The organism is Humidisolicoccus flavus (assembly GCF_045689595.1).
GTDB lineage: Bacteria > Actinomycetota > Actinomycetes > Actinomycetales > Microbacteriaceae > Humidisolicoccus > Humidisolicoccus flavus.
The window spans coordinates 2,017,677-2,040,749 of the sequence record NZ_CP142724.1; the positions used below are offsets into that span (position 1 = coordinate 2,017,677).

Below are 23,073 nucleotides of genomic sequence, written 5' to 3' on the forward strand. Positions count from 1 at the left end.
GGAGTGAGAACGATGAATGCAACGACGCACGACATCACCACTGCAACCGTAGAAGTCACCGTCGGGTCTCGTGACGGGCTCCATGCCCGCCCTGCAGCCCGCGTGGTCGCGTTTGCCCGGGAGCTGAATCCGCCAGCCATGATCGCCCGTCCCGGCGGGCCGCAATTGAACCCGAAGAGTCTCGCGATGCTGCTTGCCGGTGACTTCAACTACGGCGATCACGTTGTGGTGCACTCGGTCGGCGAGGGGTCGCAGGCATCTGCGGAGGCGCTTGCAGCATTGATCGCAGAGGAGCTCGATCGACCAAGTAACGACGGTGGCCTCGCGTGACGATTCGTGGACTCGGGGTTGGCGGCGGTATCGCAGTTGGAACCGTGCTTTGGATGCCAGATCCGCTTCCAGACCCGGAGGACGCTCAATCCTCGATGACCCCGGATGAGGAATATGCACGAGCGATTGCGTCACTCGATGCAACGGCCCGCGAACTCGCGCGTCGTGCAGAGGGTGCCGATGTGACGACGGCGGATATTCTCCTCGCGGAGAGTTTGATGGCGACGGACCCGATGGTGGTCGATGGCATCCGAGAGCGGGTTTGGCGGGGGCGGACTGCTGAGCGCGCGGTGTTCGAAGCGGTCGCGGCAATCGAGGCGCTCCTCGAATCTCTCGGTGGAACTCAGGCCGAGCGAGCAGCCGACTATCAGGATGTTGCGCGACGAGCAATTGCGCACCTGCGCGGCGTTGCGGCACCGGGAGTTCCGCATTCGGACAAGCCATTTGTGCTCTGCGCCACCGATCTCGCGCCGGCCGATACTGCGCTGTTGGACGTGCAGAAGGTACGTGCGCTTGTGACCGAACAGGGAAGCCCGACATCTCACACTGCGATCCTGGCTCGGGCGCTCGGAATTCCCGCTGTGGTCGCGTGCGCGGAAGTCCATGCAGTATCGAATGGCGCGACCGTTTCTGTCGACGCCGCTTCCGGTGAAATCGTGGTGCTGATCGACAAGGATTCGATCGAGGCGGCGCTCGAACAAGGCCGAGAGAGGCAAGCAAAGCGCAACGTCGAGGGACCGGGTTCGCTCGCCGACGGGACTCCGGTGCCGCTCCTCGCAAACATCGGCTCGCTCGCCGAGGCAGAAAGCGCCAAGGCACTCGGGGCTGAAGGAATCGGGCTGCTGCGAACGGAGTTTCTGTACATTGGGGCAAAAAGTGCGCCTTCGGTGGAGCAGCAGGCGCTGGAGTACGCGGCAATCTTCGACGTCTTTCCGGGCGCGAAAGTTACTGCTCGAACTCTTGATTCCGGTGCCGATAAGCCGCTCTCGTTCTTAAACCTTGGTAGCGAGGAAAACCCAGCGCTCGGTGTTCGAGGGCTTCGCACGGGCCGCTCGCAAAGACAGATCCTGACCGATCAGCTTGAAGCACTTCGCATCGCAGGGTCTCAAACTGAGGCGCAGGTGCAGGTGATGGCTCCAATGGTTGCCGATGCTGAGGAGACTGCGTGGTTCGTCAGGATGGCTCTTGACCACGGTCTTTCGACTGCTGGCGTCATGATTGAAGTGCCTTCGTGCGCACTCGCGGCCGACGACGTGCTCGAGCGGTCGTCATTCGTGAGTATTGGTACGAACGACCTCACGCAATACGCGCTCGCTGCCGACCGACTGCATGGTGGCGTTGCCCAGTATCAAGATCCTTGGCACCCTTCGGTGCTCAAACTCATCAAGATGGTCGGCGATGCGGGACGGCTCCATGGGAAGCCAGTAAGCGTATGCGGTGAAGCCGCTGCTGACCCCCTGCTTGCAGTGGTCCTTGTTGGTCTTGGTGTCTCGAGCCTGTCGATGTCAGCCGCTGCGCTGGCAGATGTGCGAGCACGACTTCGGGATTTCTCGGCTCAACAAGCAGAGGATCTTGCGGCTGCCGCTCTCGGCGAGACAAGCGCGATTGGTGCGCGCGATCGAGCTTCGGAGCTTGCTGATCGCATTCGCGCGAGTGATTTGTGATGGCCATTCGCAGTTTGTTGTGACGAGAAGGCAAACCCGTTTCGTGCCGTCCCTTGTGGTGGAATCGGTCGTACCCTGAAGCAATGGTCAGTTCAAGCAGGCAGGCGATGTACCGTCGTCGACGCACCACGGTCGTGGCGCTGCTGATCTTGATCGTCGCTGTCGTTGGTGTCATCGTTTGGAGCCCATGGTCGGGGGCCGCAAGCGATCCGACAACGCAGCCAACGAATTCCGTTCCGCCGACACCGAGCGCCTCGCAAGTTCCGACGCCCTCGCAGACACCGACCCCAACGCCAACCCCGACGCCGACCGAGCGGTTCACTCCCGTTGGTGGCACGCGCGAACCCGAGCCTGAGGTTCGCTCGTGCGAGGTTGGCGACATCAAACTCGTCGCGGTGACGAACCAGAGTAAATACGAGGCCGGTGCGGCAGTGGAGATGTCGTTCGAGGTGACGAACACGAGCGACTCGGAGTGCTCCATCAACGTCGGCACGAGGACACAGGAGTACACGATCCGCACCGGTGACGAGGTCGTGTATCGCTCCTCGGATTGCGCGATCGACCCGGTCGATCAGGTCGTCGAGCTCGAGCCAGACGTCACGCAGACGACGATCCCGGTCGAATGGGATCAGACGGTTTCTGCAACGTCGACCTGCGCCACGGAGCGACCACAGGTTGTTGCGGGCGGGGCGAGCTACCACCTGCACATCGAGGTCGCTGGGATCGCGAGCGAGAACGACGTGCAGTTTATTTTGGAGTAACGCACGCTCGAGGATCGAGGCGAATCGCAGCTTCCGTGTTCGGCCCGATGCAAGGCGCGTGGGCCATGCTCCCTATTTAGTACTCGGGCACCCGTACGCGGTCTTGTGCCTGTGCGCCAGCCGCGAGCGCGAGCCGCAGTGCCTCACGAATGTGGTGCGCGTCGGAATCCACGATCTGCGTGTAGCCGAGCCTGCTCGCTTCTGCCAACCGGCGCTTCGCTGACGACGCGGGGCGGACTTCGCCCGCGAGACTGATCTCGCCGACCGCGGCGAAGGTTGCCGGGAACGGAACATCGCGGTGCGCGCTCGCGATTGCGAGCGCGATCGCAAGGTCTGCGCCGGGTTCAGTGAGCCGGATGCCGCCGACCGTGGAGACATAGACATCGCGGTTTGAGAGCTGCAGGCCAGCGCGTCGCTCGAGGACGGCGAGCAGCATCGCAACGCGAGAAGAATCAACGCCGTTGACGACCCGACGCGGCTGCGGAGTGGAACTTGCAACGATGAGCGCCTGAATCTCCACGGGGATCGCGCGGCGCCCCTCCAAGGAGATCGTGACGCAGGTACCGCTGTCTGGAGCGGTGTTGCGGGAAAGAAAAAGAGCGGAGGGGTCTGGAACCTCGGCGATTCCGTCGCCGGTCATTTCGAAGCAGCCGACCTCGTCGGTCGGGCCGAAGCGGTTCTTCGTTGCGCGAATAAAGCGGAGCGATGTTTGGCGATCGCCGTCGAAGTGCGCGACGACGTCGACGAGGTGCTCGAGCAATCGGGGGCCGGCGATTGTGCCGTCTTTCGTGACGTGGCCGACGAGCAGCACGGGAATACCTGTCGCCTTTGCGGCACGTGTGAGCGTGGTTGCCACGTCTTTCACTTGGCTCGGGCCACCAGCGAGCCCATCGTTCTCGGCGTTCGCCACCGTCTGCACACTGTCGACAATCACGAGTGCGGGTTCGCAGGCGTCGATCTGCCCGAGGATGGTGGCGAGGTCGGTCTCGCTCGCTAAGAAGAGCTCGGGGTGCAGCGCATGCGTGCGCTCGGCGCGGAGGCGGACCTGCGACACGGATTCTTCGGCGCTCACGTAGAGCACTCGGCGGCCAGACTGTGCGGCCTTCGAAGCGACCTCGAGGAGCAGTGTTGACTTCCCGACGCCGGGCTCGCCGCTGCAGAGGATCGCCGCGCCAGGCACGATGCCACCGCCGAGCACGCGATCGAACTCGTCGATACCGCTTGCCCAGCGTGGCGTTTGAGCGGTCGAGATCTCGGTGATGGGCTTTGCCGCACGCGACTCGCTCACGCGCGCGGCCGTGACGCGGGAAGCGCCCGGACTCGTGGCCGAGGAGTCTTCGACCGTGCCCCACTGCTGGCACTCGCCACAGCGGCCGACCCATTTGACGGTCGTCCAGCCGCACTCGGTGCAGCGGTATTCGGAGCGAGGTTTGGCCATTCCTTCACAGTATCGAGAGCCGGTGACATTCGGTGCCTCAGCGCCGAAGGAGGTCGCAGGTTGAGCTTCGTCACGGCCCTGCGGAAGAATGCAGAACACCATGCAGCTCTCACGTCCAGCCATCACCGTTCGACCTGCAACCTTGAACGACGCGCACGCGATCGCCCGCATTCACGTCGACTCCTGGAAGGTCGCCTACGTCGGGCTCGTTGATCAGGATGTGCTCGATGGCCTCACGGTGGAATCGCGCGAGCGAGGATGGGCGAAATGGCTCGATCCTGCAAATGATGAGCGCAACGCCGAAGGGCATTCCGCGCTCGTCGCGTGCGTCGATGGCGAACCCCAGGCGTGGGCGACCTTCGGTGCTGGTCGCGACGAACACTTTGCAGCCGAGGGTGAACTCGCGGGCTTCTATGCCTCGCCCGACTACTGGGGTCTCGGGCTCGGGTACACCCTGATCGGCGCAGTGAAAGACGCACTCCGCGATGCCGGGTTCGCACGTGGGTACCTCTGGGTGCTCGATGGGAACGAGCGCGCGGCGGGGTTCTATGAGCGGAACGGCTGGACGTACGACGGGACGCAGAAACCCTTCGACAAGTACATCGAGAACCGGCACGTCACCGAGTTCTGAGGCTGCGTGAGGCTGCGTTGAGCGGCTGCGCTTCTGAGGTTCGCTCACCGGTTCGCGGTCTCGATTCGATGTGCTGCCGCAAATGTAGTAGGCTCTCGCGTTGGTGACGTGTCCGAGCGGCCGAAGGTGCAACTCTCGAAAAGTTGTGTGGAGTAACCCTCCACCGTGGGTTCAAATCCCACCGTCACCGCCAAAAGATCCCCCTCTCGCCAGGGGGATCTTTTTTATTGCCCGAGACCATCGCTGACCGGTCGAACCTTGTCGGTGCGGAAGCGTGCCCCATGCAGCGGCGGACGAGCGCCGACACGATGCACGACCTCATTGACCAGCGAAGCGCGCATCGCTCAGATCGTCGTGTGGTTTACGCGCTCGTTAACGCTCGCCGATAGCGGCTCGGGCTCGTACCGGCTATCTCTGTGAACCGTGCGCGGAGATTCGAAGTTGAGCCGAGTCCGCATTCGACGGCGATGCGTTCGACCGGGTAGTCGGTCGTCTCGAGCAGTTGTTGGGCGATGCGAACGCGCGCTCTCGCCAACCAGCGCGATGGCGGGAGTCCCAATTCAGCGAGAAATCGTCGGTTCAGCGTCCGTGTGCTGACCGATGCGGCCGCGGCGATATCTGCAACGGTGATGGGCTGCTGCGCGTGCGAGTCGATCCATTGCAGCGTGGAGGTGAGGCTCGTGTCGCCCAACGCATCGTCTTTGATGTACTGCGCTTGTCCGGCCTCTCGTGTGAGCGGGACGACCGTCGTGCGTGCCGCATCCGTCGCTGCTGCCGCACCGAAATCCCGTTTGATGAGGTGAAGACACAGGTCGATCCCTGCGGCTGCTCCTGCAGAGGTGAGGATTTGCCCGGTGTCGACGAACAAGGCGTCTGGGGTGACATCGACGCGGATATGACGAGCCGCAAGGATTTGTGCTGCCCGCCAATGCGTGGTCGCTCGGAGACCGTCGAGTAGGCCCGCGGCCGCGAGATCCAGAGCGCCAACGCAAATCGACGCGATTCGAGTTCCTCGGCTGGCGGCGTCTTGGAGCGCAAGAATCGCGTCATTCGGGATTGGCGCGGAAGGGTCGCTTCGACCGGGAACGATGATGGTGTCGGCATTTTGCAGCTCTTCGAGTCGGTGCGGAACCCCGATTTGCATGGGGCCTGAACGTACCGATGCTTCCGGGCCTGCGACTCGCACCCGATAGAGGGGAGCGCCTGCGGAATCGACCACGCGTCCGAGGGTTTCGATCGGGGTGGAGAGGTCGAACGCAATCACGTCGTCGAGCGCGAGAACAACAATCCTGTGCATGCTTCGACCCTAAAGCACGACTGGCGAGATTCTGGCAGATGTTGTCTTATCTGCCACTCGTGAGCTCGCGCGCGTTTCCGTACCGTCGAATACATCACCGAAAGGACTCACGTGCTCGCCCAAATCATCCTCTTCGACGGGTTCGACCCGCTCGATGTCATCGCCCCGTTCGAAGTGCTCAGTGCCGGCTCAGATGCCTTAGGCGGCGCGATCGAGGTGCGCCTCGTCGGACTTGAGCGCACCGGTCCCGTGGTCAGTGGGACGCGCGGCTTAGAACTCACGGCCTCGCATCAGCTCGATCCCGAGGCCCCCGGGATGGTGATCTTGCCCGGTGCGTCAGGCCCGACATCGGGAGATCCAGATGTGGTTCGGACGATCCCGGTCATTCTTGCTGGTCTCACTGAGACCGCCCTTCCCGCTTTGATGCGCCGTGCGTTCGCAGCCCCAGACACCCTGGTCGCGACGGTTTGCGGCGGCGGGCTCGCTCTTGGCATGGCCGGTTTGCTCGATGGGCGTACGGCAGTGACCCACACTCTCGGCAACGACGTCCTGGAAGCGACGGGTGCGACGGTCGTGCGCGCACGAGTCGTCGATGATGGCGACTTTGTCAGCGCCGGTGGCGTCACATCTGGTTTGGATCTCGCCCTCTACCTCCTGGAACGCGAATTCGGCCCACGAATCTCCATCGCCGTGGAGCAGCTCTTCGAATACGAGCGACGCGGAACCGTCTGGAGGTCGAATGGCCTCGAAGCACAAGCACTGTAATTCGAACGTTTGCATCTTCTCGTCAGAACAGAAAGACCTCGTATGAGCAACCTCAGTGGTACCTGGAACCTCTCTATGCGGACCCCGATCGGAACCATGTACGCCACGATGACCTTCGCCCAAGCTGAGGGGGTGTGGACGGGAACCGCCGATGAAAACGGTGGAAGCATTCCCCTTCGCGACATCGAGGTGGAGCCCAGCGCAAACGGCGAGCACGTGACTTGGTCGCAATCGATCACCAAGCCCATGCGACTGAACCTCACCTTCGAGGTCGTGATCGATGGTGACCATATGACGGGGCATTCTCGCGCCGGAAGGCTGCCTCGGACAACGGTCTCGGGGACACGCGTGGCTCACGATGGTTGAGAAGATTCTCCTTGCCGTTCACGTGGTCGCGGGCATTCTCTTCGTTGGTCCTGTCGCGGTGACGACTAGCCTCTTCCCGCGGTTTGTGCTCGCCGGGGGTCAGACAGAGGGAGCGCAACCGGCAGCCCGAAGCGTTTCTGTCGCTGTACTGCTCCACCGCATCACTCGCACGTACGCGCTGCTTGCGCTCATCGTGCCGGCGGTCGGGCTCGTGCTCGCTGGCGTGCAGGACCGACTTGGCGAGGTATGGATCGTGGTGGCAATGTCGTTGACCGCTGTTGCGGGTGGGCTGCTTGCCCTCCGGATCGTCCCATTACAGCGAGATCTCTTGCAGGACCTTGCGACGACGGGGAACCTGCGTTCAATGCGGATGTTGACGGGCGTGTTCAATCTGCTGTGGGTCGCGGTCGTCGTGCTCATGATCGTGCGGCCAGGAGCCGAGGCGTGAGGCCATTGATCCTGGTCCTTGCGTGGCTCTCCGCACTTGAACTGCTCAGTGTGGTGGCGCTCTTCACCAACATGCTCACAGTTCATTCAAGTGAGTTGGCATCGTTGCTCGGTCCAGTGCACGGGGCGCTCTATCTCAGCGTGGCTGTCGCCGCCCTGTTCGGGCGAGGTCTTCGAACAAGCACTCGGTTGCTCGCTCTGGTGCCGTTGATTGGAGGGGCGTTCACGTTGATCGCGCTGCGGCGAGAGGCCGCCGAGTGAACGCATCGTGGTTATTCCGCAGCCCACCCGCCATGACCGCCGAAGCTGCACGACAGAGCGCGAACGCCTCACTCACCGCGGTCGGTCGTCATCTCAGGAGAGTTCCTCAGAGCTCCGTTGCTTGTCGTGCTGAGCGCTGGTGAGCCATCCAGCTGCTGCGAGTACTTCGTGAGCGATGTCCTCCACGGAGCGATGATCGGTGATCACCCTGTGGGCGGTGCTTTCTTCGTTGAGCTTTGCGGCTGCGAGCGCGCTGCGTTCAATGTGTGTCTCCAGCGCCGTTCCGATCTCGCGTTGAGCAAGGCGCTGTGCGGCCGTGGTGTCGTCGGCAGTCAACAGCACGCCAAACGGACGAACATCGGTGCCGAGGGCGGCGGCCAATGTGGAGATTTGCAGCACACTGACGGTGTTGGTGTAGATCAAGCGTGAGTAGCCGGCCGACTGATAGTTCGCCCACATTGCTGCAAGATTCTGCTCTGCGAGGTCGATTCCGTTGCGCCAGGGTTCTGGATACGCCTGGTCGAGGTTGTCGCCTTCGATGACAGCGTGAGCGATATCTGCGCTTCGCAGGATGTTCGACGCCTCGGCAGCCACCGATGTTTTGCCGACTCCGGAGCGGCCTCCGATGAAGATGACTTCGGTTGTGCTTGTGGTTCGCATGTCTCCAGTTTGCTACGAGGCGAGTGCCTGGAGCGGTGCAGTGAGGCGGAGCCCACGGTGAGGGCGCCGGAGGGTCGCATCATTGCTCCCGCTACTGAGAGCAACCCGAGAGGGGGGCAGCGCAATGAACGGAATCGATGGCGGCCGTGGTTCACTTGACGAATGCAAGGTGTATCGCGCAACGCTCGTGTCGGAGTGGTGTTCTTGGCTCTGATTGCGCTCGTCGGTTGTGTGCCGTCACCGCAGGCGCCAGTGTCTGTGCAGCCCGAGGTTGATGCAGCAGTCGTCGCGACGCTTCCGAAGGACTTCGCATCTGCCGTGACGACGCTCGATTCGGATTCAGGGGAGTGCCTGACGCTCGTAACGAAATTGCCTAATCGTTATGGCCTGAGCGCATCGATGGCGGAGGATGCGGTCGAGCTTTTGCGCGACGGCGCTGAACAGTTGGACTGTGATCTGGTGCTTCGTGTGGTCGATTCCGAAGGTCGTCAGCTCGACATCAGCCACCTCGCGAAGTACTTGCCCGTTGAAGCGCGTGACAAGGACATCGTCATCTCCTGAGCATCAGGCGGGTCGACGCTGGCGAGCGTTTTCAGCTTGCCGTGCGGTGTGGCCTGTTCCAATAATGGAAGGCATGAGCGGCAACACCGGGAGTTCGCCATCAAAGCCAAACGTGACCGTTTGGGCGAAGAACGTTCGACAGGACGAACCACACGATCTCTTCGAGCTCGAAGATCGGCTTAGGGACCGAGCCCAGCCGCCGAAGACGATCCGCCCGCTCACCATCGCCGCGATTCTGGCAATGATCTCTGGGACGACCGTCACGTGGAACGCTTCAGAAGGCGTTCGGGGAGCCGGACCCGCGGTGCATTTCTTCGATTTCGATCCAGCGTTCGAACTCGCGGTCCTGCTCCTCAGTTTCCTCGTCATTTGTGTTTTTCAAATCAGCGTCCTTCGCGACTGGTTTGCGAATGGACGCGTCCGCGATACCGCAACGCTCTACGCTTCCGGATTCGTGACGGCAGTGAGCGCACTGGCTGTGGCCACGACCGTGGTGCGGGCAGTCGACACCGCTGACTTGGCGGGGCTCGCGCTCTACACCAGCCCGCCGATTCTGGCGTTGCTCATCGGGCTCGTTGGAATTGTGCTGACCACGGGTGGGCGGCGACCTGCACATTGGAGAGCGGGATGGAAGGGGCCAGCGACCGTGAACCTCGCAACTCTGCCTCGTGCCTCGCGTGCACCGCTCATGAAGCAGCGCAACGCTGCGCTCCGGGTGTTGCAACAGCGCGGGTTGTTGGACGTCGGCGACCAGGAACTCGAGATGCTGAGTCGGCGTCCGCTCGGGCGCCTCGCAAGATAACGGGACGGGCGCCCCGAAGGCTGATCTTCGCGAGTACGAGTGCCACCGGGGGTCTGCTCCCGATTTCGCGGTAGAAAGAGTGAGAGCGCTGGTGCCAGTCGGCGGGAGCGCGCAACGATTCGGAGCGACGCATCATGACCCTCCCCACAGCAGACACGACCGTCACCTACCCCGACGGGGACACCGTTTCAACGGGAACGGTGCTGCACGTCGAGCCGTTTTCAGATGATCGTTGGGCCGTGATTCTCGACGTCACTGCCTTTCATCCGGTCGATACAGCGTGGCCAGACCAGCCGACGGACCGTGGCAGCATCACCACGTCCGCGGGCACGCAGATCATTGAGGACGCCGTGACGGGCGGGATCCTCGACGGTGGACTTTTCCTCGGTCCCGAGCTTCCTGTGCGCATGGGCACCGAGGGGTGGATCTTCGTTGTCGCGCACATCGTCAGTGGTGAGCCGCCCGCGGTCGGCGAAGAGGCAACGATCGCCGTCGATGAGGAGTACAGAGCCGAGCTCTCGGCAGGGCACACCGCCTGCCACCTCGCCTCGCTCGCACTGGATGCTGCGCTCGCAGAGGCATGGACAAAACCCGCACCGACAGATTCGCTCGGGAATCCGGCCTTTGATGCGCTCGCGATCCAGCAGTCTCGGATCGTGCCGAATGGCTCGACCGACCTCTATCGGATCGGCAAGTCGCTTCGGCGCAAGGGCTTCACGGCCACGGCACTTGATGACACCGTGGCGGTCGAGCGCGCGGCCAACGAACGCTTGGCGGAATGGGTCGAGAACGCTGGCGAGGTGACGATCACGCGCGAGGGCTCTGCACTTTCAGACCGGCGTGCGTGGGTGTGCGAGCTGATGGGCGGTGCCACGAGCATTCCCTGCGGGGGAACGCACATTCGCAGCCTCTCGGAACTTGCCAGCGTGCAGGTTGCACTGGAACGCACGGACGTCACGGGCGGATTCGAGATCGTGATGCAGACCGTGGCCGCGCGGTCCTGAGTTTCGACCGGGCAGCGCTTCGTACGGGGATCAGGCTTCGCGCGGAGTGACCAGGTCGGTTGGCGTCTCCGGCACGTCGCCCGGCCAAGAACCGAGGCGCTCGGCGTTTTCCGGTACACCCTGGTGCTCGGCGTAGTCATCGACGGGCACAGGAACGCGTGAGAACCCATTCTCGGCGAGATGTTCCGGCACCGAGCCCTGCGCAAGCCAACCGGCATCGGCGGCGACTGCGGCGAGATTGAGTTCGTCCTCTGGCACCCCGTGGTACAGAATTTCGACGGTTGTGTTCGGCATCTCGCCATCGTTCACCGACCACGCGGATTCGGTGATGAACTCGATCAGCCCGGCCGGGTTGCTGAGCACGTAGTCGGGATCGAGTGTCACGTCGAAGACGATCCCAGTGTTGCCCTTGATGTTCGGTCCGACCGTTCCTGGCGTGGTGATGGTGAGCCCTTCAAGGCCCTCGAGCACAAGCTGCAGTTCGTCGAGCGTCTGACCGTTGTCGGAGTGCTCAACCTGCGGCTCTGAATCAGCGATCGGCACACATGCGCTGATTCCGAAGAGTCCGGCGACCAGGAGCACGGCGACGCCGGACCGGCGCAGAAGAGTTTGTGGCACGGCATCAGTGTAAAGAGGCGTGCTGCGGCGAACCTGTTGATCGCATCAGAGCGTTCAGCGGCGCATACGCACCGGAATGAATCGCGCGTCGGAACGGATCATTGGACCTAGCGGATCGTTTTCCTGTGGCGGCTCGATCGTTCGTGCGGGCTAGTCAGTCATGGTGCAGTGCGTTCCCTCAATGATGAGCCGCAGCACCGGCGATTCGGCTGAGACGGATGTTTCAACGGTGCAGGCCGGGCTCGCTTCGACGACGACCCATCCGAACGGCACATCTTCGAACGTGAGAGCGCCTCCGAGGTACGCAACATCGCTGCGGATGTCCGTTCCACCGGGCTCTGTGACGTGCACTTCGTAGGAATCGCCAAGCACATCAGGCCCCATTTCGCGGACTTCAACGACGACGGACCCAGAGCTTGGTGGCAGGGTGCACCCGCTCACCATTCCGACAGTCATGAGGGAGGCAGCGCCGACTGCAAGAATCCGGTGTTTCATGAGGCTCAGTGTTGCAGAGTGCGGCGGCCGAGGATGCGAAGCACTTCGGCTCGGACGTGATCGAGCGCGAAGGCTTGGAGGCCCGCAGCAGCCGCAACCCGGCTTGCCAACTGTGTAAAGAGTGTGAGCAGGGCGATCAGCGAGTGCGCGTTGTCCTGGCCGAATCTCGGGGCGTTTTCGACGAGTGTGCGCTGTAACTCCGGATCCATCCAGGTGCGCATGCGGGAGCCAAGGAATCGGACATCGCGGGCGCCGTCGTCGCGCGCGCTGTGCTCCCACTCGATCATGCGAAGGAGTTCGTCGCTGAAGTCGCGCCAACGGATCATCTCTGACCAGGGTTCATCTCTGACGATCGCTTTGGCGGCCATGATCGCTGCGGCTGCAGCCCAGTTGCAGCATTCGTCGAACGCTTCTTGGGTGGGTGCCGTGATCGCTGCAGCGATGAGCGCGAATCCTTCGGTGACCCCGTCTTTATCGAGGAGCACAGAGAACGGTCGATCGTATTGACCAGACGATGCTCCGACCGGAATCAGTGTGAAGTCGAGCTTGCCGCCCACGTAATAGACCAGTCGGGTCGTGTGGCCTTCGGCGTTCTCGAGTCGTTCGACAGCGAGCACCTCACCGAGCTCGCTCCACCAGGAATCATCGCGCGTCAGGGGAGCAGCGTCCCGGACGTGCAGTTCGAGGTCGCGGTCGGAAAGCGGGTGAGCGGTGCCCTCAGCCGCGGAGCCCGTCAAGACCACCGCGCGCACGTTGCTGTCTGAGGCAGCCCACTCGATCAGGTGGTCGATCGTTCGCTGGTAGTCCATGACTTCACGATAAATCGAGAGCGGCGTTCAGTGGGGCCTGCGCGCTGCTCGTGTGCCGAACTGTCGGTCGAATCGTTTGACGTATTTGCTCGGCAGGAGAAGCCGGCAATGCTCGTCGATGCGCGCGAACTCCTGGTGCAAGTCGGTGATTGTCACGGTGTCGTGCACGCTGATTCCCTGCTCGATTGAGCCGATTGCCCGTGACCACACCCCGCCGTAGGCAACGGTGCTGAGCAATTCCCATACGCCCTCGTGCCATTGCGAGTAGCCGCAGCGATACGCAAGCACGCCATACAAATGTGCTTCGACCTCGCCCGTTGCAGAGTTTAACGACGTCGCCGATGCCTTGTCGCCGAAGAAATCCCGAAGCGCGTTATACACCTCGTCGGGCCGCAAGGGGGCAGAATCAGGCATTCAGATCTTCCGGTTCACGAAGCAAGCACGTTCGGTCCAAGGTGGACTTGCCCTCAGGAGTTCTGGTTTCGAGCGACCATGCGCTTGATCGTGGCCGCGCCAAGCAGCAGCATGCCAACGCCACCGAGCGTAAAACCGACGATGATGAGCATTCCCGAGCCGATGTTCGCGTCGGTTGCTGCAGGATCGACGATGAGCCTTGAGAACACGAGGGAGAGGAATCCGAGGACGAGAAGAATTGTTCCGGTGTTTTGCATCGTTCGCACTTTCTTCATCGGGGTGGACAGCGAGTGTCTGTCTTGTGCGTCACGTTACCGACCCGGCCTGGGAGTGCCCCGAATCGACCGAGCGCTCCACCGGGGTTCCCCGCACTGTTGCGAGTGCCTCGCCACGAAATGTCAGGTGTTGCCGCGCTCGCTCAGCCCCGCTTCGGCCGCGGATTTCCAGAGATTGCAACGGCGGGAGCGCCTGGGGTGTTCCATCGAAACAGCACGAGGTGCCAGAGCCCGGGGCTCTGTCGTGACGGGTCGATGAGGCCATTTGCGCCCGCGGCGGTGAGGCGATCTCGAACGCTCCACGACGCCGGAGCCCGGCCTGCGGCGGCCAGCTCTTGCCAGGGTGCAGTCGCGTCGACGAGGTCGACTCCGAGCAATTTGAGCGCCTCGGGGTCACGAAGATCGACAATGTTCTGGGCCTCGACCGTGAGCTCGACGATCTCGAGTGAACTCGCACGAGACTGCGAATGCGCAATCATCGCGGCTTCCACGCCCTCGATCGAGGAACTGAGGTAGAGGGTCGGCTGATCGGCGCGTGAGTACCGACCAGCAGCACGCGATCCGCGAATCGCATGTTCTCGAAACCGCGGATCAATCGCTCGGTAGAAGGTGCCTCGGATCGGCGGGGCGAAGATGCTGTGGCTCATGGTTGCCGAGCGCTCGGAGCTTCGTGCTGCGCAGCCCGCAGGGTGCGCGCCACATGACTGCTGATCCATGGGGCATCGAACGGCCGCGTGCGCAGGAGCCAACGGTGCAGGATCGCTCCGAGGAACAGTTCGGCGATGTCGTCGGTGTCAGCGATGCCGTGGTCACGAAAGCGTTCGGCGATGGCATCGAGCTGTGGGGTCAAAAGGCGCTCGCGGTAGAGCGAAGCGAGTGACTCGTCCAACTGAATTTCCGCGGTGACGGCCCGGAGCAAGGACTCATGCGATGGGTCGGTGAGCTCCGCAACCATGGCCGTCGCGAGCGTCTGGAGATCGTGCGAGAGATTGCCCGTGTTGGGCACTTCGACCGCGCCTTCTTCGTTCGTGCTGCGGGTGAGCAGCGCCTCGAACAGGATCGCGCCGGTCGATGACCAGCTTCGATAGAGCGTCTGCTTACTGACGCCGGCGTGTGCAGCGACGCCCTCCATGCTGATGGAGCCGAGGCGATGTTCGCGAGCGATCTGCAGCACGGCGGTAAAGACCTTGTTCCGGGTTGCTGCACGAGCCATACGGTCTACTGTATCGCAATAAACGAGACGGTGCGTCCAGTTTTGTCGTACAGTGTTGGGATGAACGCTTCACAAACTTGGATGATCACCGGCGGCAATCGGGGACTCGGTCGAGCGCTCACGTTGGCAGCGCTCGACGCGGGACATCGCGTGATCGCAACCGTGCGGGGCGAGCATTCATTGCCAGAGCACGAACGCCTCCTCGTGCAGCCGCTCGACGTGCGCGATCGATCAGGGGCGCACGCAGCGGTGCAGGGCGCCGCCCAGCATTTCGGCGGCATCGACGTGCTCGTCAACAATGCTGGCTACGGACTCATCGGTGCAATCGAAGAGGCATCAGAAAGCGAAGCCCGCAGCATCTTCGATGTCAATCTGTTCGGTCCGATCTGGTTGAGCCAAGCGGTCGTTCCGATCATGCGTGCGCAGGGGAGCGGGCACATCGTCCAGATTTCGAGTGTCGGCGCCGTCGGGACGATGCCGATGCTCGGGCTCTACAACGCGACGAAGTGGGGGCTCGAGGCGTTCAGCGAGGCGATGTCCGCAGAAGTCCGCGAGTTCGGAATCCGCGTATCGCTGATTGAACCCGGCGAGCTCGACACCGAGTGGGCTGGCGGGAGCATGCAGTTCAGCCCGCCCTACGCCGCCTACGACGAGCTTCGTGGCGCAATGTTCGGAACCGCAGAGGTGCCATGGCCGCCGAGCGAGTCGAGCAGCGGGACGTCCCCGAAGGAGGCCGCGCGCGCGATTCTCGAGCACATTGCCGACCGTGACGATCTACGCCTCCGCGTCATGATTGGCGATGATGCTCCCGCGCAGGTGGCTGCAGCGCTCGAGCTTCGCGTGAAGGATTACGCGCGCGACCCCCGGTATGCCGCGGAGTGAGGCGCTCTGAGTCCGGCGTTCGAGCTATTCCGATTGAAGGCTGCAGAACAGGATGGTCGGTCGCGTTGACGACGATCGAGCACTCGGTGGTGAGAAAAGCAGCGGCGGCTGGCATGTATGCCAACCGCCACTGTTCTGTCGATTCCCTCGTCAGGTTGATTCCCTCGTCAGGTCGATTCCCTCGTCAGGTCGACTCATTCGTCTTACGTGGTCGCGAGCGGAGCCGCAGACGAGGGGAGCACTTCGCGCAGAAGGTCGTCGAGCGTGACCACCCCGCGGAGCACTCCATCGTCGACGACGATCGCGAGCTGCACTCGCGCCTGGCGCATTTTCGCGAGCGTCTCATGAGCGGTCGAGGCGGATTCCACGACGAACGCGGGTCGCGAGATCTCGAGCGCGGAGGTCTCGGGAGCGACATTGAGCGTGTCGCGGACATGCGCAACGCGGGAGGAACTCCCCGAGCCGACAAGAATTCGCAGATGTCCTGATGAGGCAGCAACCGCCTGCACGTCAGCGACGGTCGCCGCTTCGGCAACTGCGGTGAGGTCGGCGTTCGGTCGAACGATGTCACCGACGTTCAAGGTCGCCAAGGAGATCGCGCGCGCGATCGGTTCGGAGTACTGCACATCGAGGGTTCCGGCAGCGCGGGAGTGCGCAACCAGTTCGCGGATCGTGTCAGCGTCTTGCCCGCCGGCCGCAGCCTTCTGGACTGGCTCCACTCCTGATGCCTTGACCAGCAGGTTTGCGATGTGGTTGATCCACAGCAGGAACGGACGCAGGGGCCAGGTGAGGACTCGCGCGGTGATGCCGGTCGCCTTTGCGGCAACCTCGGGGTGCGCGATTGCCCATGATTTCGGAGCCATCTCGCCAATGACGAGGTGTAGGAAGGTGACGACGATGAGCGCGAGCATGAACGCGATCACTCCGGAGAGCACGCTCGGCAGCCCCCACTGTTCGAAGACCGGTGCGAGCGCGTAGTCGATCGCTGGCTTCGTGATTGCTCCGAGCAGGAAGGTGCAGGCGGTGATTCCGAGTTGGGCGAACGCGAGCATGACCGTGAGCTCGTTCATGCCGCGCAGGGCGGCACGAGCCGAGGCGCTCCGTTCAGCTTCCTCTTCAAGACGGTGCCGACGTGCTGCGAGCAACGCGAACTCGACGATCACGAAGAACGCACTGGCGACGATCAGTACCGTCGTGATGATTGTGACAACCCACCAGCTCATCGTGCGTCCTCCTCGATCGCTTCGGCGTGGCCTCGCGTCGCGGAGCCGTCCTCAGATGAAGTCGCGTTGTCGTCACGCGATTCAGAATCGAGAACTTCGCCCTCGTGCGCTTCGCCCTCGAGCTCATCGGCATCGAGGTCGAGTTCGTGCAGACGCACGTTGACCCGCGATGGAACGTGGCGGGCGATTTCGTCGATGCGAACGTCGAGCCAGCGCTCGATTCGAATGCCCTGCACCGATTCAGCGGCCTTCTGGGGAAGTTCGATGCGAATGATCGTGCCTTCGCTCGGAAGGTCGCCGTGCTCACTGACGACGAGGCCTGCGATCGTTTCCGAATCGTCCTTGCTGAGGTCGTGGCCGATGAGGCGCTCGACTTCGTCGAGGTGGATCTCGCCCGGCAGCGTCCATTCGCCCTCTTGCGAGTCGACAACCTGCTCGAGCTCGTCGTCGAGATCGTGTTCGTCGGAGATTTCGCCGATGACTTCCTCGGTGAGGTCTTCGATCGTCAGAATCCCGTCGAAGTTGCCGTACTCGTCGACCACGCAGGCGAGCTCGTTGCGAGTTTCCCGCATGCGATCGAGCGCGACTGGCAGCTGCATCGTGGTCGGCAGGATGACGGGTTCGCGCATCACCGAGGTGACGGGGGTGTCGTCGTCGAAGGTGTTGCGAAGCAGGTCGATCATTTCGACGACACCGATGGGGTCGTCCTCCTCGCTGATCACCGGGTAGCGCGTGTGGCCGGTCGCCATGAGCGTCCGGACCTCGCCGATTGTCGTGGTCGGCGCGATCGAGTCGATCTTCGAGCGTGGGATCATCGCGTGCTCGACGTCGCGCTGCGGGAAGTCGAGGATCCGGTCGATCACGATCGCCAGATCATCGGGCAGGTCGCCGCTGATTCGCGATTCTTCGATGATTGCTTCGAGATCGCGAGCGGTAGCGCTCTCATCCACGTCTTCGAGCGGCTCGATTCGCAGCATCCGCAGAAGTGCGTTCGCGGCTTTGTCGAAAATGGTGATGAGCCATCCGAAGATCGCGAGATAGATCTGGGTTGGCACGGCGAGCGCCCGCGCGAGCGGTTCTGGGCTCGCAATCGCGAAGTTCTTCGGGTACAGCTCACCGAAGATCATGGTGACGACCGTGGCCAGCAGCAAGGCGCCGACGGTGCCGATGAGGATCGAGACCGCGGGGCTGATGCCGACGCCACCGAGCAGCGTGCCAATCGACTCGCCGATGAGTGGTTCAGCGACGTATCCGATCAGCAGACCGGTGACGGTGATGCCGAGCTGAGCTCCGGAGAGCATGAAGGACGTTCGCTTTGTGATGGCGAGCACGCGCTTTGCTTTTGCATCGCCCTTTTCGGCGAGGGCTGACATCCGGGAGCGGTCCACGGACATGTACGCAAATTCTTGAGCGACGAAGAAGCCGCAGGCGGCGATAATCGCCAGCGTCAAAACTATGCCGAGAAGCAGAGTGAGGACTGCTTCGATCATTCAGGTTCACCCCCTCGATGTGCGAGGGGGTAGGTACTTCTACCCTCCTGGTCAGGGGAGGCTAAGCGATGGCGCACTGGGATTCTCTCTCGTGGGTCAGGGCAATTGAACTCATTTAACTCGATGATCTCTGAGAAAACGCCAAGACTAGGGAAATTCATAGCGTCGGGGTACAGCCCCTTGCTCGGTCGGGCGCTGCCGGCTCGGCGGAAGGGGCCGCGCAGAAGCTCGAGTCAGGAAGTCTCGGGTTTACTCCATGCCACGTGACGCTTTTCCGAAAGGGTCACCGGAAACCCGAGCGACGGTACCCAGAAGCTCGCTTCGAATTGGCGGCTACTCGGGGAGCTGAAGAGCTCGGCGTCGACGTACAGCGGCTCTGAGTAGGCGTCTTCTCCGACGAGTCGAATATCGACCTGTTCATCCACCGCGACATCGTTGAAGCTCCGATATGGCCTCGGTGAGGCGGGATTCTTGTTCGCCATAGTTCCAGTATGGAAGCCTATGTACCCCCAACCGGGAATCTGGCTGAAGATTTTCGGTTGATGGATGCTGCGAGGCGCAGCATCCATCAATCCTCATGAGCGATCGTGCAGGGTGACGTGATATCCGTCTGGATCGGCAAAGGTAAACGTGCGTCCGAATGGTCCGTCGATCGGCGACGCGACGATCGTGTGACCGTCAGCGACGAGCGCATCATGGATTGCTTGGACTTCAGTCGCGTGGAGCCAGATCGCCGCCCCGATCCCGGGTTGCGGAACGTTGGTGAGGTCGGTACCGGGTGCGATATCGCGGAGTGCGAATGCGATTGGCGTGGTGTCGAAGACAACCGCGTGTGGTGGCCCCGTAGGTGATTGAACGAGTCCGAGGTAGTGCTCGTAGAACGCCTGCGATGCAGCGAGGTCTCGGGTTTGCAGGGCGATGAAGTCGGGGCCGGTAACGGGCATGAGGGTGCTCCTTTGATATGTGTCAGTTATCTGACACGAATTAACCTATGTCAGACTACTGACATGAGTCAAGGTGAATCCAGCGTCGACCTCGATACCTCGCTCGGCTACCTCCTGAAAGAGGCATCGAGTGCATTGCGGGCTGCGATGGAAGCCGTGCTGCGACCGCTCGAAATGACGATCACGCACTACGCGTGTCTCGAGTTGCTCGCTCAGCGCCCCGGGCTGTCGAATTCGGAACTCGCGCGAGGCACTTTCGTGACCCGACAGTCGATGAATGTCCTCCTGCAGAATCTCGAACGCGACGGCGTTGTCTCCCGGCCCGCCGCTGCACCGGTGGGAAAGGTGCTGCCAACCGTCCTCACGGACAAGGGGCGGCGAAGCCTTGCGGAGGCGACTGCAGCAGTGCGATCAGTGGAACTCCAAATGCTGCAAGGCTTGAGTCAGGACCAGCAGTCGCAAGCGTTCACGATTCTGCGAAGCATGGTGCGCAGTTTGCGCGACGACTCGTAGGTGCGGCCGTCCGTGCAACCACATGCGCGAAGTGCCGAGGGAATGCCGCTCACCGCCTACGCTTGCTGACATGACTGCCGCGATGCCCCAACCGCTCGAAGATGCGCTCAATGCGCTCGCTCCTGCCGGTGGCGACCCGCTCGCGCGGGTGGCGGCTGCTCGTGAGGCGTCGAGAGCGTTCGAGGAGATCGCGGTCGTCCGCTCGGTCCAGGAGGCTCGGGAGGCCGGCGTGACTTGGGCGGAGATCGGAGCGGCGCTCGGAATCTCCGGGACCACGGCGACCTCGAAGTTCGGGGGCACACCGGAAGAGCGTGAAGCGCGGGCTCGCACCTCACGCGAGCGGGCTGCCGAGCGAAACAGGATCGCCTCAGAAGCAATTGGTGCGACGCCGCGCGAGGATCTTCCGGGCATCTCAGTCGCGGAAGCGGCCGAGCAGCTCGACGTCAAGCTGGGAACATTCCGGCGCCGAATCGAAGTCGCTCGCGACAAGAACTCGAACGAGTTTCAAGCGGCGATCGTGGTGGTGCAGCTCTCGCCGAAGCGCGACGTCATGCGCGTCGTCAACCTCGCGGCCGCGCGCGACCTCTAGCCACGCGCTTCCTGCTCAAACCGCTGAACCGACCTTGGTTATTGCCTCGCGGTTCGAATGACCAAGCCGGCACCGATCGCGAAGGCAATCAGCGCGAGCACCAGGAAGAGCGCTACGGGCGAGGAGTGACCGGTCGCCGCGAGCTGTTCAGCATCCTGGGCCTGCGAAGACTCGGTTGCCGTTTCCTGGGTAGGCGCTGGTGCGCTTGGCGCGTTCGATTCGACCGCCTCGCCGGACTCGACTGGTCCGGGCGCCTCGCCCGAAGGCTGTGTGGTTTGGCTCGGCTCGACTGTTTCTCCCGGAGCAGAGGGATCGGTCGGTTCGGTCGTAGTGTCCGGTCCGTCTTCGTCGATCGTCGAGATGGTGGCGGAGGCGCTCAACGCAACTGCTCGATCGGCACGGAACCCAGCGAACACCTGGCATTCGATTTCGGCGTTGTTGCTGCTCTGATTCCAAATCAGATGATCGTTCGCCGGTGGGGTCACGGTCGCTGCGATGGTGACTGCTGCGTCGTCTGACGGAGTGACACAGATGTCGACCTCGGCGGGTTGCGAGCCGCTCGTGCCGCCAATCACCAATTCTCCATTTACAAAGGTCGCGTCCTCGGTCGAGTCGCAGAGGGTGAGTGCTGACGAAGGATCGGAGGCAAGAGTGATTGCGGTCTCGAAGACGTTCGTGCGAACAGTGACGCGCGCCGTCTCACCCGCGGGGACGGTGAGCGCCTCTGGCGTCACAGCGAGGGAATATTCCGCTCGCGGCAGTGCGAGGTCGAGCAGTCGTTCTTGCTCCGAGGCCGGGAGTGATTGTTCACACGTCGTTGCTCGTTCGGCTTCAGAGCCGGTCGCACTGGCAGCAACTGGGTCGCTCACGCACCAGATCAGGGTCTGCAGGGCGTAGCGCTCGTTGGTGGAACCCGCAGCGGTTGCGTTTGTCACGCCGCCCCACGAGTAGTAGCCATCGCCATTGAAAGGGAACCCGTTATGAATCAACCAGGAGATCACGCGTTCTTGATCGCTCGAGAGTCGCGGGTTCGTACCCACCTCGGTGACTGGCTGCACGGGAACGAGATCCTCGGTCAGTGCACCGTCTGGTCCGACGTCACCGCAAACGCTGCTGCGAATATCTGTGCAGAACATCCATTCGCTCACCGCGAGTCCGCTCGCTGCATCAAAGAAGACGGCGCACAACGGCGGGTAGCTGATGTCGCCAAATCCGGCCGCGTCGTACAGTGGGACGCTGTGTCCCGCGTTGAAGTTGTCGAGTCGTTCGCCCGAGACCAGGAGGAGGTTCGGGTAGAACGCTGGCCCGCTCGTCGTCGGATCGGTCGCGGTCGATCCGGCACATGGAGTCGCGAAGAACTCTTCCTGTGCGGCGAGAGCGAACGCTCCGTCAGTCCCTTCGGAGGTGGTGACCGAAGTTGCGGCCGCGGGGAGCGGGCGTTCGGATTGAGTCGTTTGATTCGATGTGGCGTCGTCGATGCTTGCCACAGCGGCAGTCATCGGAAGCGTCGCGAGCAAAGCTCCAGCGCAGAGCGCGACGATCATCGAGGCAGTTGAGCGGCGTGGGCGGCGTGTAGGCACGAGCATTTCCTCCGTGTCGCCGCGAGGTGGTGCTTCGAGCGAGTCAGTTGTTTGGGGTTTCAGTGGTGCAGAGGCGCGCAGGAACGTGGCAGCCTCAGGACTAGTAACCTACCCTAACTTGCGTGTTCGCGAGCCCCCACCTTCGGGGCGTTCGGCACGCGAGGAGTCTGCGCTGACAAGCTGTGGCGCCTCGATGCGAGCGCGCAGGAGCTGGCCGGCCTCAACAGTGCTGCGTCGCGCATTTCGCTGACTTTCGAGCGTCTGCGTACTCGGCGAGCCCGGGCGAGGGGCAGTGCTCACGCCTGGTCGGGCGTGAAGAGGTCTTCGATCGCGCACTCGAATTCGGCGGCCAGTCGAAAAGCGAGCGGCAGTGAGGGATCAAACCTGCCGCGTTCCAGGGAAATAATCGTTTGGCGCGAGACGCCGAGCTCGTCTGCAAGTCGTTGCTGTGACCAGCCACGTTCCTGGCGTCGTTCGGCGAGCGAATTCTCCACGGTCAGCCCCGCGCCCTCTTGATAAGGAATCGGACCGCGAAGCTGAGTGCGGCGACCCCGATGACTCCAGCCAGGGCGATGCGCGCATCGAGTGCTATGCCGCCGATCGCGAGGACTGCGAGCGAGAGTCCGACGATCGTGATCGTGTCGGTGAATGCGCTGCTCGCCGCGTTTTCATACCAGGCATTCTCGACCGACTCTTCTGGTCGATCCGTGGCGCCCTGCAGTGTTGATCGGTCGACCATGAGGGCCCAGGCGAGCCCGGCGAGCGGCCACACGGTGACCAGCGCGAACACGGTCCCGCCGAGGAGTGGGTGTGGGCCCGCGGTGCCCGAGGCCACTGCAATGAAGCCGACGATGACGGCGAGGACTGCGCCGATGGGAAGAGCGGCGGCCATCGCGGAGACCCGACGCTCGCCGAATTTCACGCGACCCCAACGGGAGCGAGTGTCGTTTACTTGTGATTCGGTCATCACAACTCCTCAAGAATAAGTGGCCACTGAGGCCGCGTGTACAGTGAGCTTTACGTGTGAAGCAACCTTGACAT

The 23,073-nt window shown here is 62.7% G+C and carries 30 protein-coding genes and 1 tRNA gene; 14 read left to right on the forward strand and 17 right to left on the reverse strand.

Annotated features, from left to right (window positions below):
* Nucleotides 1–12 precede the first annotated feature (12 nt).
* The 3 genes from U2H20_RS09635 to U2H20_RS09645 all read left to right on the forward strand — a co-directional run bounded on the left by U2H20_RS09635 (nucleotide 13) and on the right by U2H20_RS09645 (nucleotide 2,755).
* Nucleotides 13–330, forward strand: a complete 318-nt coding sequence (locus U2H20_RS09635) for an HPr family phosphocarrier protein (protein ID WP_430592069.1) — start codon at nucleotides 13–15, stop codon at nucleotides 328–330.
* A complete protein-coding gene (gene ptsP / locus U2H20_RS09640) occupies nucleotides 327–1,994 on the forward strand; it encodes a phosphoenolpyruvate--protein phosphotransferase (protein WP_430592070.1) in 1,668 nt (555 codons plus the stop codon). Before U2H20_RS09635 ends, ptsP begins: the two co-directional genes overlap by 4 nt.
* Before the next feature lie 83 nt (nucleotides 1,995–2,077).
* Nucleotides 2,078–2,755: a hypothetical protein gene (locus U2H20_RS09645; protein ID WP_430592071.1), complete on the forward strand. Its 678-nt coding sequence runs from the start codon at nucleotides 2,078–2,080 to the stop codon at nucleotides 2,753–2,755.
* Nucleotides 2,756–2,831: 76 nt separating this feature from the next.
* Here the strand turns inward: U2H20_RS09645 and radA are convergent, their stop codons facing one another.
* Nucleotides 2,832–4,193, reverse strand: a complete 1,362-nt coding sequence (gene radA / locus U2H20_RS09650; protein WP_430592072.1) for a DNA repair protein RadA — start codon at nucleotides 4,191–4,193, stop codon at nucleotides 2,832–2,834.
* A gap of 100 nt (nucleotides 4,194–4,293) precedes the next feature.
* On the opposite strand from radA, the gene U2H20_RS09655 reads away from it, so the two are divergent.
* Both U2H20_RS09655 and U2H20_RS09660 read left to right on the forward strand, forming a co-directional pair.
* A complete protein-coding gene (locus U2H20_RS09655) occupies nucleotides 4,294–4,824 on the forward strand; it encodes an N-acetyltransferase family protein (RefSeq protein WP_430592073.1) in 531 nt (176 codons plus the stop codon).
* A 102-nt stretch (nucleotides 4,825–4,926) separates the two neighbouring features.
* Nucleotides 4,927–5,017, forward strand: a tRNA-Ser gene (locus U2H20_RS09660).
* A gap of 168 nt (nucleotides 5,018–5,185) precedes the next feature.
* Here U2H20_RS09660 and U2H20_RS09665 read toward each other — a convergent pair.
* Nucleotides 5,186–6,121, reverse strand: a complete 936-nt coding sequence (locus U2H20_RS09665; RefSeq protein WP_430592074.1) for a GlxA family transcriptional regulator — start codon at nucleotides 6,119–6,121, stop codon at nucleotides 5,186–5,188.
* Between the two features lie 111 nt (nucleotides 6,122–6,232).
* Here U2H20_RS09665 and U2H20_RS09670 point away from each other — a divergent pair, with 111 nt between their 5' ends.
* The 3 genes from U2H20_RS09670 to U2H20_RS09680 are packed head-to-tail and all read left to right on the forward strand — an operon-like array spanning nucleotide 6,233 to nucleotide 7,700.
* Nucleotides 6,233–6,886, forward strand: coding sequence for a DJ-1/PfpI family protein (locus tag U2H20_RS09670; protein WP_430592075.1), 654 nt, complete (start codon nucleotides 6,233–6,235; stop codon nucleotides 6,884–6,886).
* A 42-nt stretch (nucleotides 6,887–6,928) separates the two neighbouring features.
* Nucleotides 6,929–7,252, forward strand: a complete 324-nt coding sequence (locus U2H20_RS09675; RefSeq protein ID WP_430592076.1) for a hypothetical protein — start codon at nucleotides 6,929–6,931, stop codon at nucleotides 7,250–7,252.
* Nucleotides 7,245–7,700: a hypothetical protein gene (locus U2H20_RS09680; protein ID WP_430592077.1), complete on the forward strand. Its 456-nt coding sequence runs from the start codon at nucleotides 7,245–7,247 to the stop codon at nucleotides 7,698–7,700. Before U2H20_RS09675 ends, U2H20_RS09680 begins: the two co-directional genes overlap by 8 nt.
* Before the next feature lie 353 nt (nucleotides 7,701–8,053).
* Here U2H20_RS09680 and U2H20_RS09685 read toward each other — a convergent pair whose 3' ends face one another.
* A complete protein-coding gene (locus tag U2H20_RS09685; protein ID WP_430592078.1) occupies nucleotides 8,054–8,620 on the reverse strand; it encodes an AAA family ATPase in 567 nt (188 codons plus the stop codon).
* A 162-nt stretch (nucleotides 8,621–8,782) separates the two neighbouring features.
* Here U2H20_RS09685 and U2H20_RS09690 point away from each other — a divergent pair, with 162 nt between their 5' ends.
* The 3 genes from U2H20_RS09690 to U2H20_RS09700 all read left to right on the forward strand — a co-directional run bounded on the left by U2H20_RS09690 (nucleotide 8,783) and on the right by U2H20_RS09700 (nucleotide 10,987).
* Nucleotides 8,783–9,181, forward strand: coding sequence for a hypothetical protein (locus U2H20_RS09690; protein WP_430592079.1), 399 nt, complete (start codon nucleotides 8,783–8,785; stop codon nucleotides 9,179–9,181).
* A 73-nt stretch (nucleotides 9,182–9,254) separates the two neighbouring features.
* A complete protein-coding gene (locus U2H20_RS09695) occupies nucleotides 9,255–9,983 on the forward strand; it encodes a hypothetical protein (RefSeq protein WP_430592080.1) in 729 nt (242 codons plus the stop codon).
* A gap of 134 nt (nucleotides 9,984–10,117) precedes the next feature.
* Nucleotides 10,118–10,987 carry a metal-dependent hydrolase gene (locus U2H20_RS09700; protein WP_430592081.1) on the forward strand — a complete coding sequence of 290 codons (870 nt, stop codon included), beginning with the start codon at nucleotides 10,118–10,120 and terminating at the stop codon, nucleotides 10,985–10,987.
* A gap of 30 nt (nucleotides 10,988–11,017) precedes the next feature.
* Here the strand turns inward: U2H20_RS09700 and U2H20_RS09705 are convergent, their stop codons facing one another.
* The 7 genes from U2H20_RS09705 to U2H20_RS09735 all read right to left on the reverse strand — a co-directional run bounded on the left by U2H20_RS09705 (nucleotide 11,018) and on the right by U2H20_RS09735 (nucleotide 14,811).
* The gene (locus tag U2H20_RS09705; RefSeq protein WP_430592082.1) at nucleotides 11,018–11,605 is read right to left on the reverse strand and encodes a hypothetical protein; all 588 of its coding nucleotides are present in this window, start codon (nucleotides 11,603–11,605) and stop codon (nucleotides 11,018–11,020) included.
* A gap of 150 nt (nucleotides 11,606–11,755) precedes the next feature.
* A complete protein-coding gene (locus U2H20_RS09710) occupies nucleotides 11,756–12,100 on the reverse strand; it encodes a hypothetical protein (protein WP_430592083.1) in 345 nt (114 codons plus the stop codon).
* A 5-nt stretch (nucleotides 12,101–12,105) separates the two neighbouring features.
* Nucleotides 12,106–12,909, reverse strand: coding sequence for an aminoglycoside 6-adenylyltransferase (locus U2H20_RS09715; RefSeq protein WP_430592084.1), 804 nt, complete (start codon nucleotides 12,907–12,909; stop codon nucleotides 12,106–12,108).
* 27 nt (nucleotides 12,910–12,936) lie between these two features.
* Complete coding sequence (locus U2H20_RS09720; protein WP_430592085.1) at nucleotides 12,937–13,323, reverse strand: hypothetical protein; 387 nt, start codon at nucleotides 13,321–13,323, stop codon at nucleotides 12,937–12,939.
* A 53-nt stretch (nucleotides 13,324–13,376) separates the two neighbouring features.
* Complete coding sequence (locus U2H20_RS09725) at nucleotides 13,377–13,580, reverse strand: hypothetical protein (protein ID WP_430592086.1); 204 nt, start codon at nucleotides 13,578–13,580, stop codon at nucleotides 13,377–13,379.
* Nucleotides 13,581–13,741: 161 nt separating this feature from the next.
* Entirely contained in the window at nucleotides 13,742–14,245 is a 504-nt protein-coding gene (locus tag U2H20_RS09730) for an RES family NAD+ phosphorylase (RefSeq protein ID WP_430592087.1), read from the reverse strand.
* Nucleotides 14,242–14,811, reverse strand: a complete 570-nt coding sequence (locus tag U2H20_RS09735) for a TetR-like C-terminal domain-containing protein (RefSeq protein ID WP_430592088.1) — start codon at nucleotides 14,809–14,811, stop codon at nucleotides 14,242–14,244. The genes U2H20_RS09730 and U2H20_RS09735 overlap by 4 nt, the downstream gene beginning before the upstream one ends.
* A gap of 60 nt (nucleotides 14,812–14,871) precedes the next feature.
* Between U2H20_RS09735 and U2H20_RS09740 the strand changes: the two genes are divergently transcribed.
* A complete protein-coding gene (locus U2H20_RS09740) occupies nucleotides 14,872–15,693 on the forward strand; it encodes an SDR family NAD(P)-dependent oxidoreductase (RefSeq protein WP_430592089.1) in 822 nt (273 codons plus the stop codon).
* Nucleotides 15,694–15,896: 203 nt separating this feature from the next.
* Here U2H20_RS09740 and U2H20_RS09745 read toward each other — a convergent pair whose 3' ends face one another.
* The 4 genes from U2H20_RS09745 to U2H20_RS09760 all read right to left on the reverse strand — a co-directional run bounded on the left by U2H20_RS09745 (nucleotide 15,897) and on the right by U2H20_RS09760 (nucleotide 19,350).
* Entirely contained in the window at nucleotides 15,897–16,916 is a 1,020-nt protein-coding gene (locus U2H20_RS09745; RefSeq protein WP_430592090.1) for a CNNM domain-containing protein, read from the reverse strand.
* Nucleotides 16,913–18,406: a hemolysin family protein gene (locus tag U2H20_RS09750; protein ID WP_430592091.1), complete on the reverse strand. Its 1,494-nt coding sequence runs from the start codon at nucleotides 18,404–18,406 to the stop codon at nucleotides 16,913–16,915. Before U2H20_RS09750 ends, U2H20_RS09745 begins: the two co-directional genes overlap by 4 nt.
* A 233-nt stretch (nucleotides 18,407–18,639) precedes the next feature.
* Nucleotides 18,640–18,888: a hypothetical protein gene (locus U2H20_RS09755; RefSeq protein ID WP_430592092.1), complete on the reverse strand. Its 249-nt coding sequence runs from the start codon at nucleotides 18,886–18,888 to the stop codon at nucleotides 18,640–18,642.
* A gap of 93 nt (nucleotides 18,889–18,981) precedes the next feature.
* Nucleotides 18,982–19,350 (reverse strand): VOC family protein, encoded by a 369-nt coding sequence (locus U2H20_RS09760; RefSeq protein ID WP_430592093.1) that lies wholly within the window; start codon nucleotides 19,348–19,350, stop codon nucleotides 18,982–18,984.
* A 63-nt stretch (nucleotides 19,351–19,413) separates the two neighbouring features.
* On the opposite strand from U2H20_RS09760, the gene U2H20_RS09765 reads away from it, so the two are divergent.
* On the forward strand, nucleotides 19,414–19,863 hold the full coding sequence (locus tag U2H20_RS09765; protein ID WP_430592094.1) for a MarR family winged helix-turn-helix transcriptional regulator: 450 nt from the start codon (nucleotides 19,414–19,416) through the stop codon (nucleotides 19,861–19,863).
* 70 nt (nucleotides 19,864–19,933) lie between these two features.
* Nucleotides 19,934–20,452, forward strand: a complete 519-nt coding sequence (locus tag U2H20_RS09770; RefSeq protein ID WP_430592095.1) for a hypothetical protein — start codon at nucleotides 19,934–19,936, stop codon at nucleotides 20,450–20,452.
* Nucleotides 20,453–20,490: 38 nt separating this feature from the next.
* Here U2H20_RS09770 and U2H20_RS09775 read toward each other — a convergent pair whose 3' ends face one another.
* The 3 genes from U2H20_RS09775 to U2H20_RS09785 all read right to left on the reverse strand — a co-directional run bounded on the left by U2H20_RS09775 (nucleotide 20,491) and on the right by U2H20_RS09785 (nucleotide 22,999).
* A complete protein-coding gene (locus U2H20_RS09775; protein ID WP_430592096.1) occupies nucleotides 20,491–22,032 on the reverse strand; it encodes a Cys-Gln thioester bond-forming surface protein in 1,542 nt (513 codons plus the stop codon).
* A gap of 296 nt (nucleotides 22,033–22,328) precedes the next feature.
* Complete coding sequence (locus U2H20_RS09780; RefSeq protein WP_430592097.1) at nucleotides 22,329–22,526, reverse strand: helix-turn-helix transcriptional regulator; 198 nt, start codon at nucleotides 22,524–22,526, stop codon at nucleotides 22,329–22,331.
* Between the two features lie 2 nt (nucleotides 22,527–22,528).
* Nucleotides 22,529–22,999 carry a hypothetical protein gene (locus U2H20_RS09785; RefSeq protein ID WP_430592098.1) on the reverse strand — a complete coding sequence of 157 codons (471 nt, stop codon included), beginning with the start codon at nucleotides 22,997–22,999 and terminating at the stop codon, nucleotides 22,529–22,531.
* Between the last annotated feature and the right edge of the window lie 74 nt (nucleotides 23,000–23,073).

What these genes read in the sequence shown, in the direction of transcription:
- U2H20_RS09635 (WP_430592069.1), top strand. Translation starts at nt 13, where the DNA reads ATGAATGCAACGACGCACGACATCACCACTGCAACCGTAGAAGTCACC.
- U2H20_RS09645 (WP_430592071.1), top strand. Translation starts at nt 2,078, where the DNA reads ATGGTCAGTTCAAGCAGGCAGGCGATGTACCGTCGTCGACGCACCACG.
- radA (WP_430592072.1), bottom strand. Translation starts at nt 4,193, where the DNA reads ATGGCCAAACCTCGCTCCGAATACCGCTGCACCGAGTGCGGCTGGACG.
- U2H20_RS09655 (WP_430592073.1), top strand. Translation starts at nt 4,294, where the DNA reads ATGCAGCTCTCACGTCCAGCCATCACCGTTCGACCTGCAACCTTGAAC.
- U2H20_RS09665 (WP_430592074.1), bottom strand. Translation starts at nt 6,121, where the DNA reads ATGCACAGGATTGTTGTTCTCGCGCTCGACGACGTGATTGCGTTCGAC.
- U2H20_RS09675 (WP_430592076.1), top strand. Translation starts at nt 6,929, where the DNA reads ATGAGCAACCTCAGTGGTACCTGGAACCTCTCTATGCGGACCCCGATC.
- U2H20_RS09680 (WP_430592077.1), top strand. Translation starts at nt 7,245, where the DNA reads ATGGTTGAGAAGATTCTCCTTGCCGTTCACGTGGTCGCGGGCATTCTC.
- U2H20_RS09685 (WP_430592078.1), bottom strand. Translation starts at nt 8,620, where the DNA reads ATGCGAACCACAAGCACAACCGAAGTCATCTTCATCGGAGGCCGCTCC.
- U2H20_RS09690 (WP_430592079.1), top strand. Translation starts at nt 8,783, where the DNA reads ATGCAAGGTGTATCGCGCAACGCTCGTGTCGGAGTGGTGTTCTTGGCT.
- U2H20_RS09695 (WP_430592080.1), top strand. Translation starts at nt 9,255, where the DNA reads ATGAGCGGCAACACCGGGAGTTCGCCATCAAAGCCAAACGTGACCGTT.
- U2H20_RS09700 (WP_430592081.1), top strand. Translation starts at nt 10,118, where the DNA reads ATGACCCTCCCCACAGCAGACACGACCGTCACCTACCCCGACGGGGAC.
- U2H20_RS09710 (WP_430592083.1), bottom strand. Translation starts at nt 12,100, where the DNA reads ATGAAACACCGGATTCTTGCAGTCGGCGCTGCCTCCCTCATGACTGTC.
- U2H20_RS09715 (WP_430592084.1), bottom strand. Translation starts at nt 12,909, where the DNA reads ATGGACTACCAGCGAACGATCGACCACCTGATCGAGTGGGCTGCCTCA.
- U2H20_RS09720 (WP_430592085.1), bottom strand. Translation starts at nt 13,323, where the DNA reads ATGCCTGATTCTGCCCCCTTGCGGCCCGACGAGGTGTATAACGCGCTT.
- U2H20_RS09725 (WP_430592086.1), bottom strand. Translation starts at nt 13,580, where the DNA reads ATGCAAAACACCGGAACAATTCTTCTCGTCCTCGGATTCCTCTCCCTC.
- U2H20_RS09730 (WP_430592087.1), bottom strand. Translation starts at nt 14,245, where the DNA reads ATGAGCCACAGCATCTTCGCCCCGCCGATCCGAGGCACCTTCTACCGA.
- U2H20_RS09735 (WP_430592088.1), bottom strand. Translation starts at nt 14,811, where the DNA reads ATGGCTCGTGCAGCAACCCGGAACAAGGTCTTTACCGCCGTGCTGCAG.
- U2H20_RS09740 (WP_430592089.1), top strand. Translation starts at nt 14,872, where the DNA reads ATGAACGCTTCACAAACTTGGATGATCACCGGCGGCAATCGGGGACTC.
- U2H20_RS09745 (WP_430592090.1), bottom strand. Translation starts at nt 16,916, where the DNA reads ATGAGCTGGTGGGTTGTCACAATCATCACGACGGTACTGATCGTCGCC.
- U2H20_RS09750 (WP_430592091.1), bottom strand. Translation starts at nt 18,406, where the DNA reads ATGATCGAAGCAGTCCTCACTCTGCTTCTCGGCATAGTTTTGACGCTG.
- U2H20_RS09755 (WP_430592092.1), bottom strand. Translation starts at nt 18,888, where the DNA reads ATGGCGAACAAGAATCCCGCCTCACCGAGGCCATATCGGAGCTTCAAC.
- U2H20_RS09760 (WP_430592093.1), bottom strand. Translation starts at nt 19,350, where the DNA reads ATGCCCGTTACCGGCCCCGACTTCATCGCCCTGCAAACCCGAGACCTC.
- U2H20_RS09765 (WP_430592094.1), top strand. Translation starts at nt 19,414, where the DNA reads ATGAGTCAAGGTGAATCCAGCGTCGACCTCGATACCTCGCTCGGCTAC.
- U2H20_RS09770 (WP_430592095.1), top strand. Translation starts at nt 19,934, where the DNA reads ATGACTGCCGCGATGCCCCAACCGCTCGAAGATGCGCTCAATGCGCTC.
- U2H20_RS09785 (WP_430592098.1), bottom strand. Translation starts at nt 22,999, where the DNA reads ATGACCGAATCACAAGTAAACGACACTCGCTCCCGTTGGGGTCGCGTG.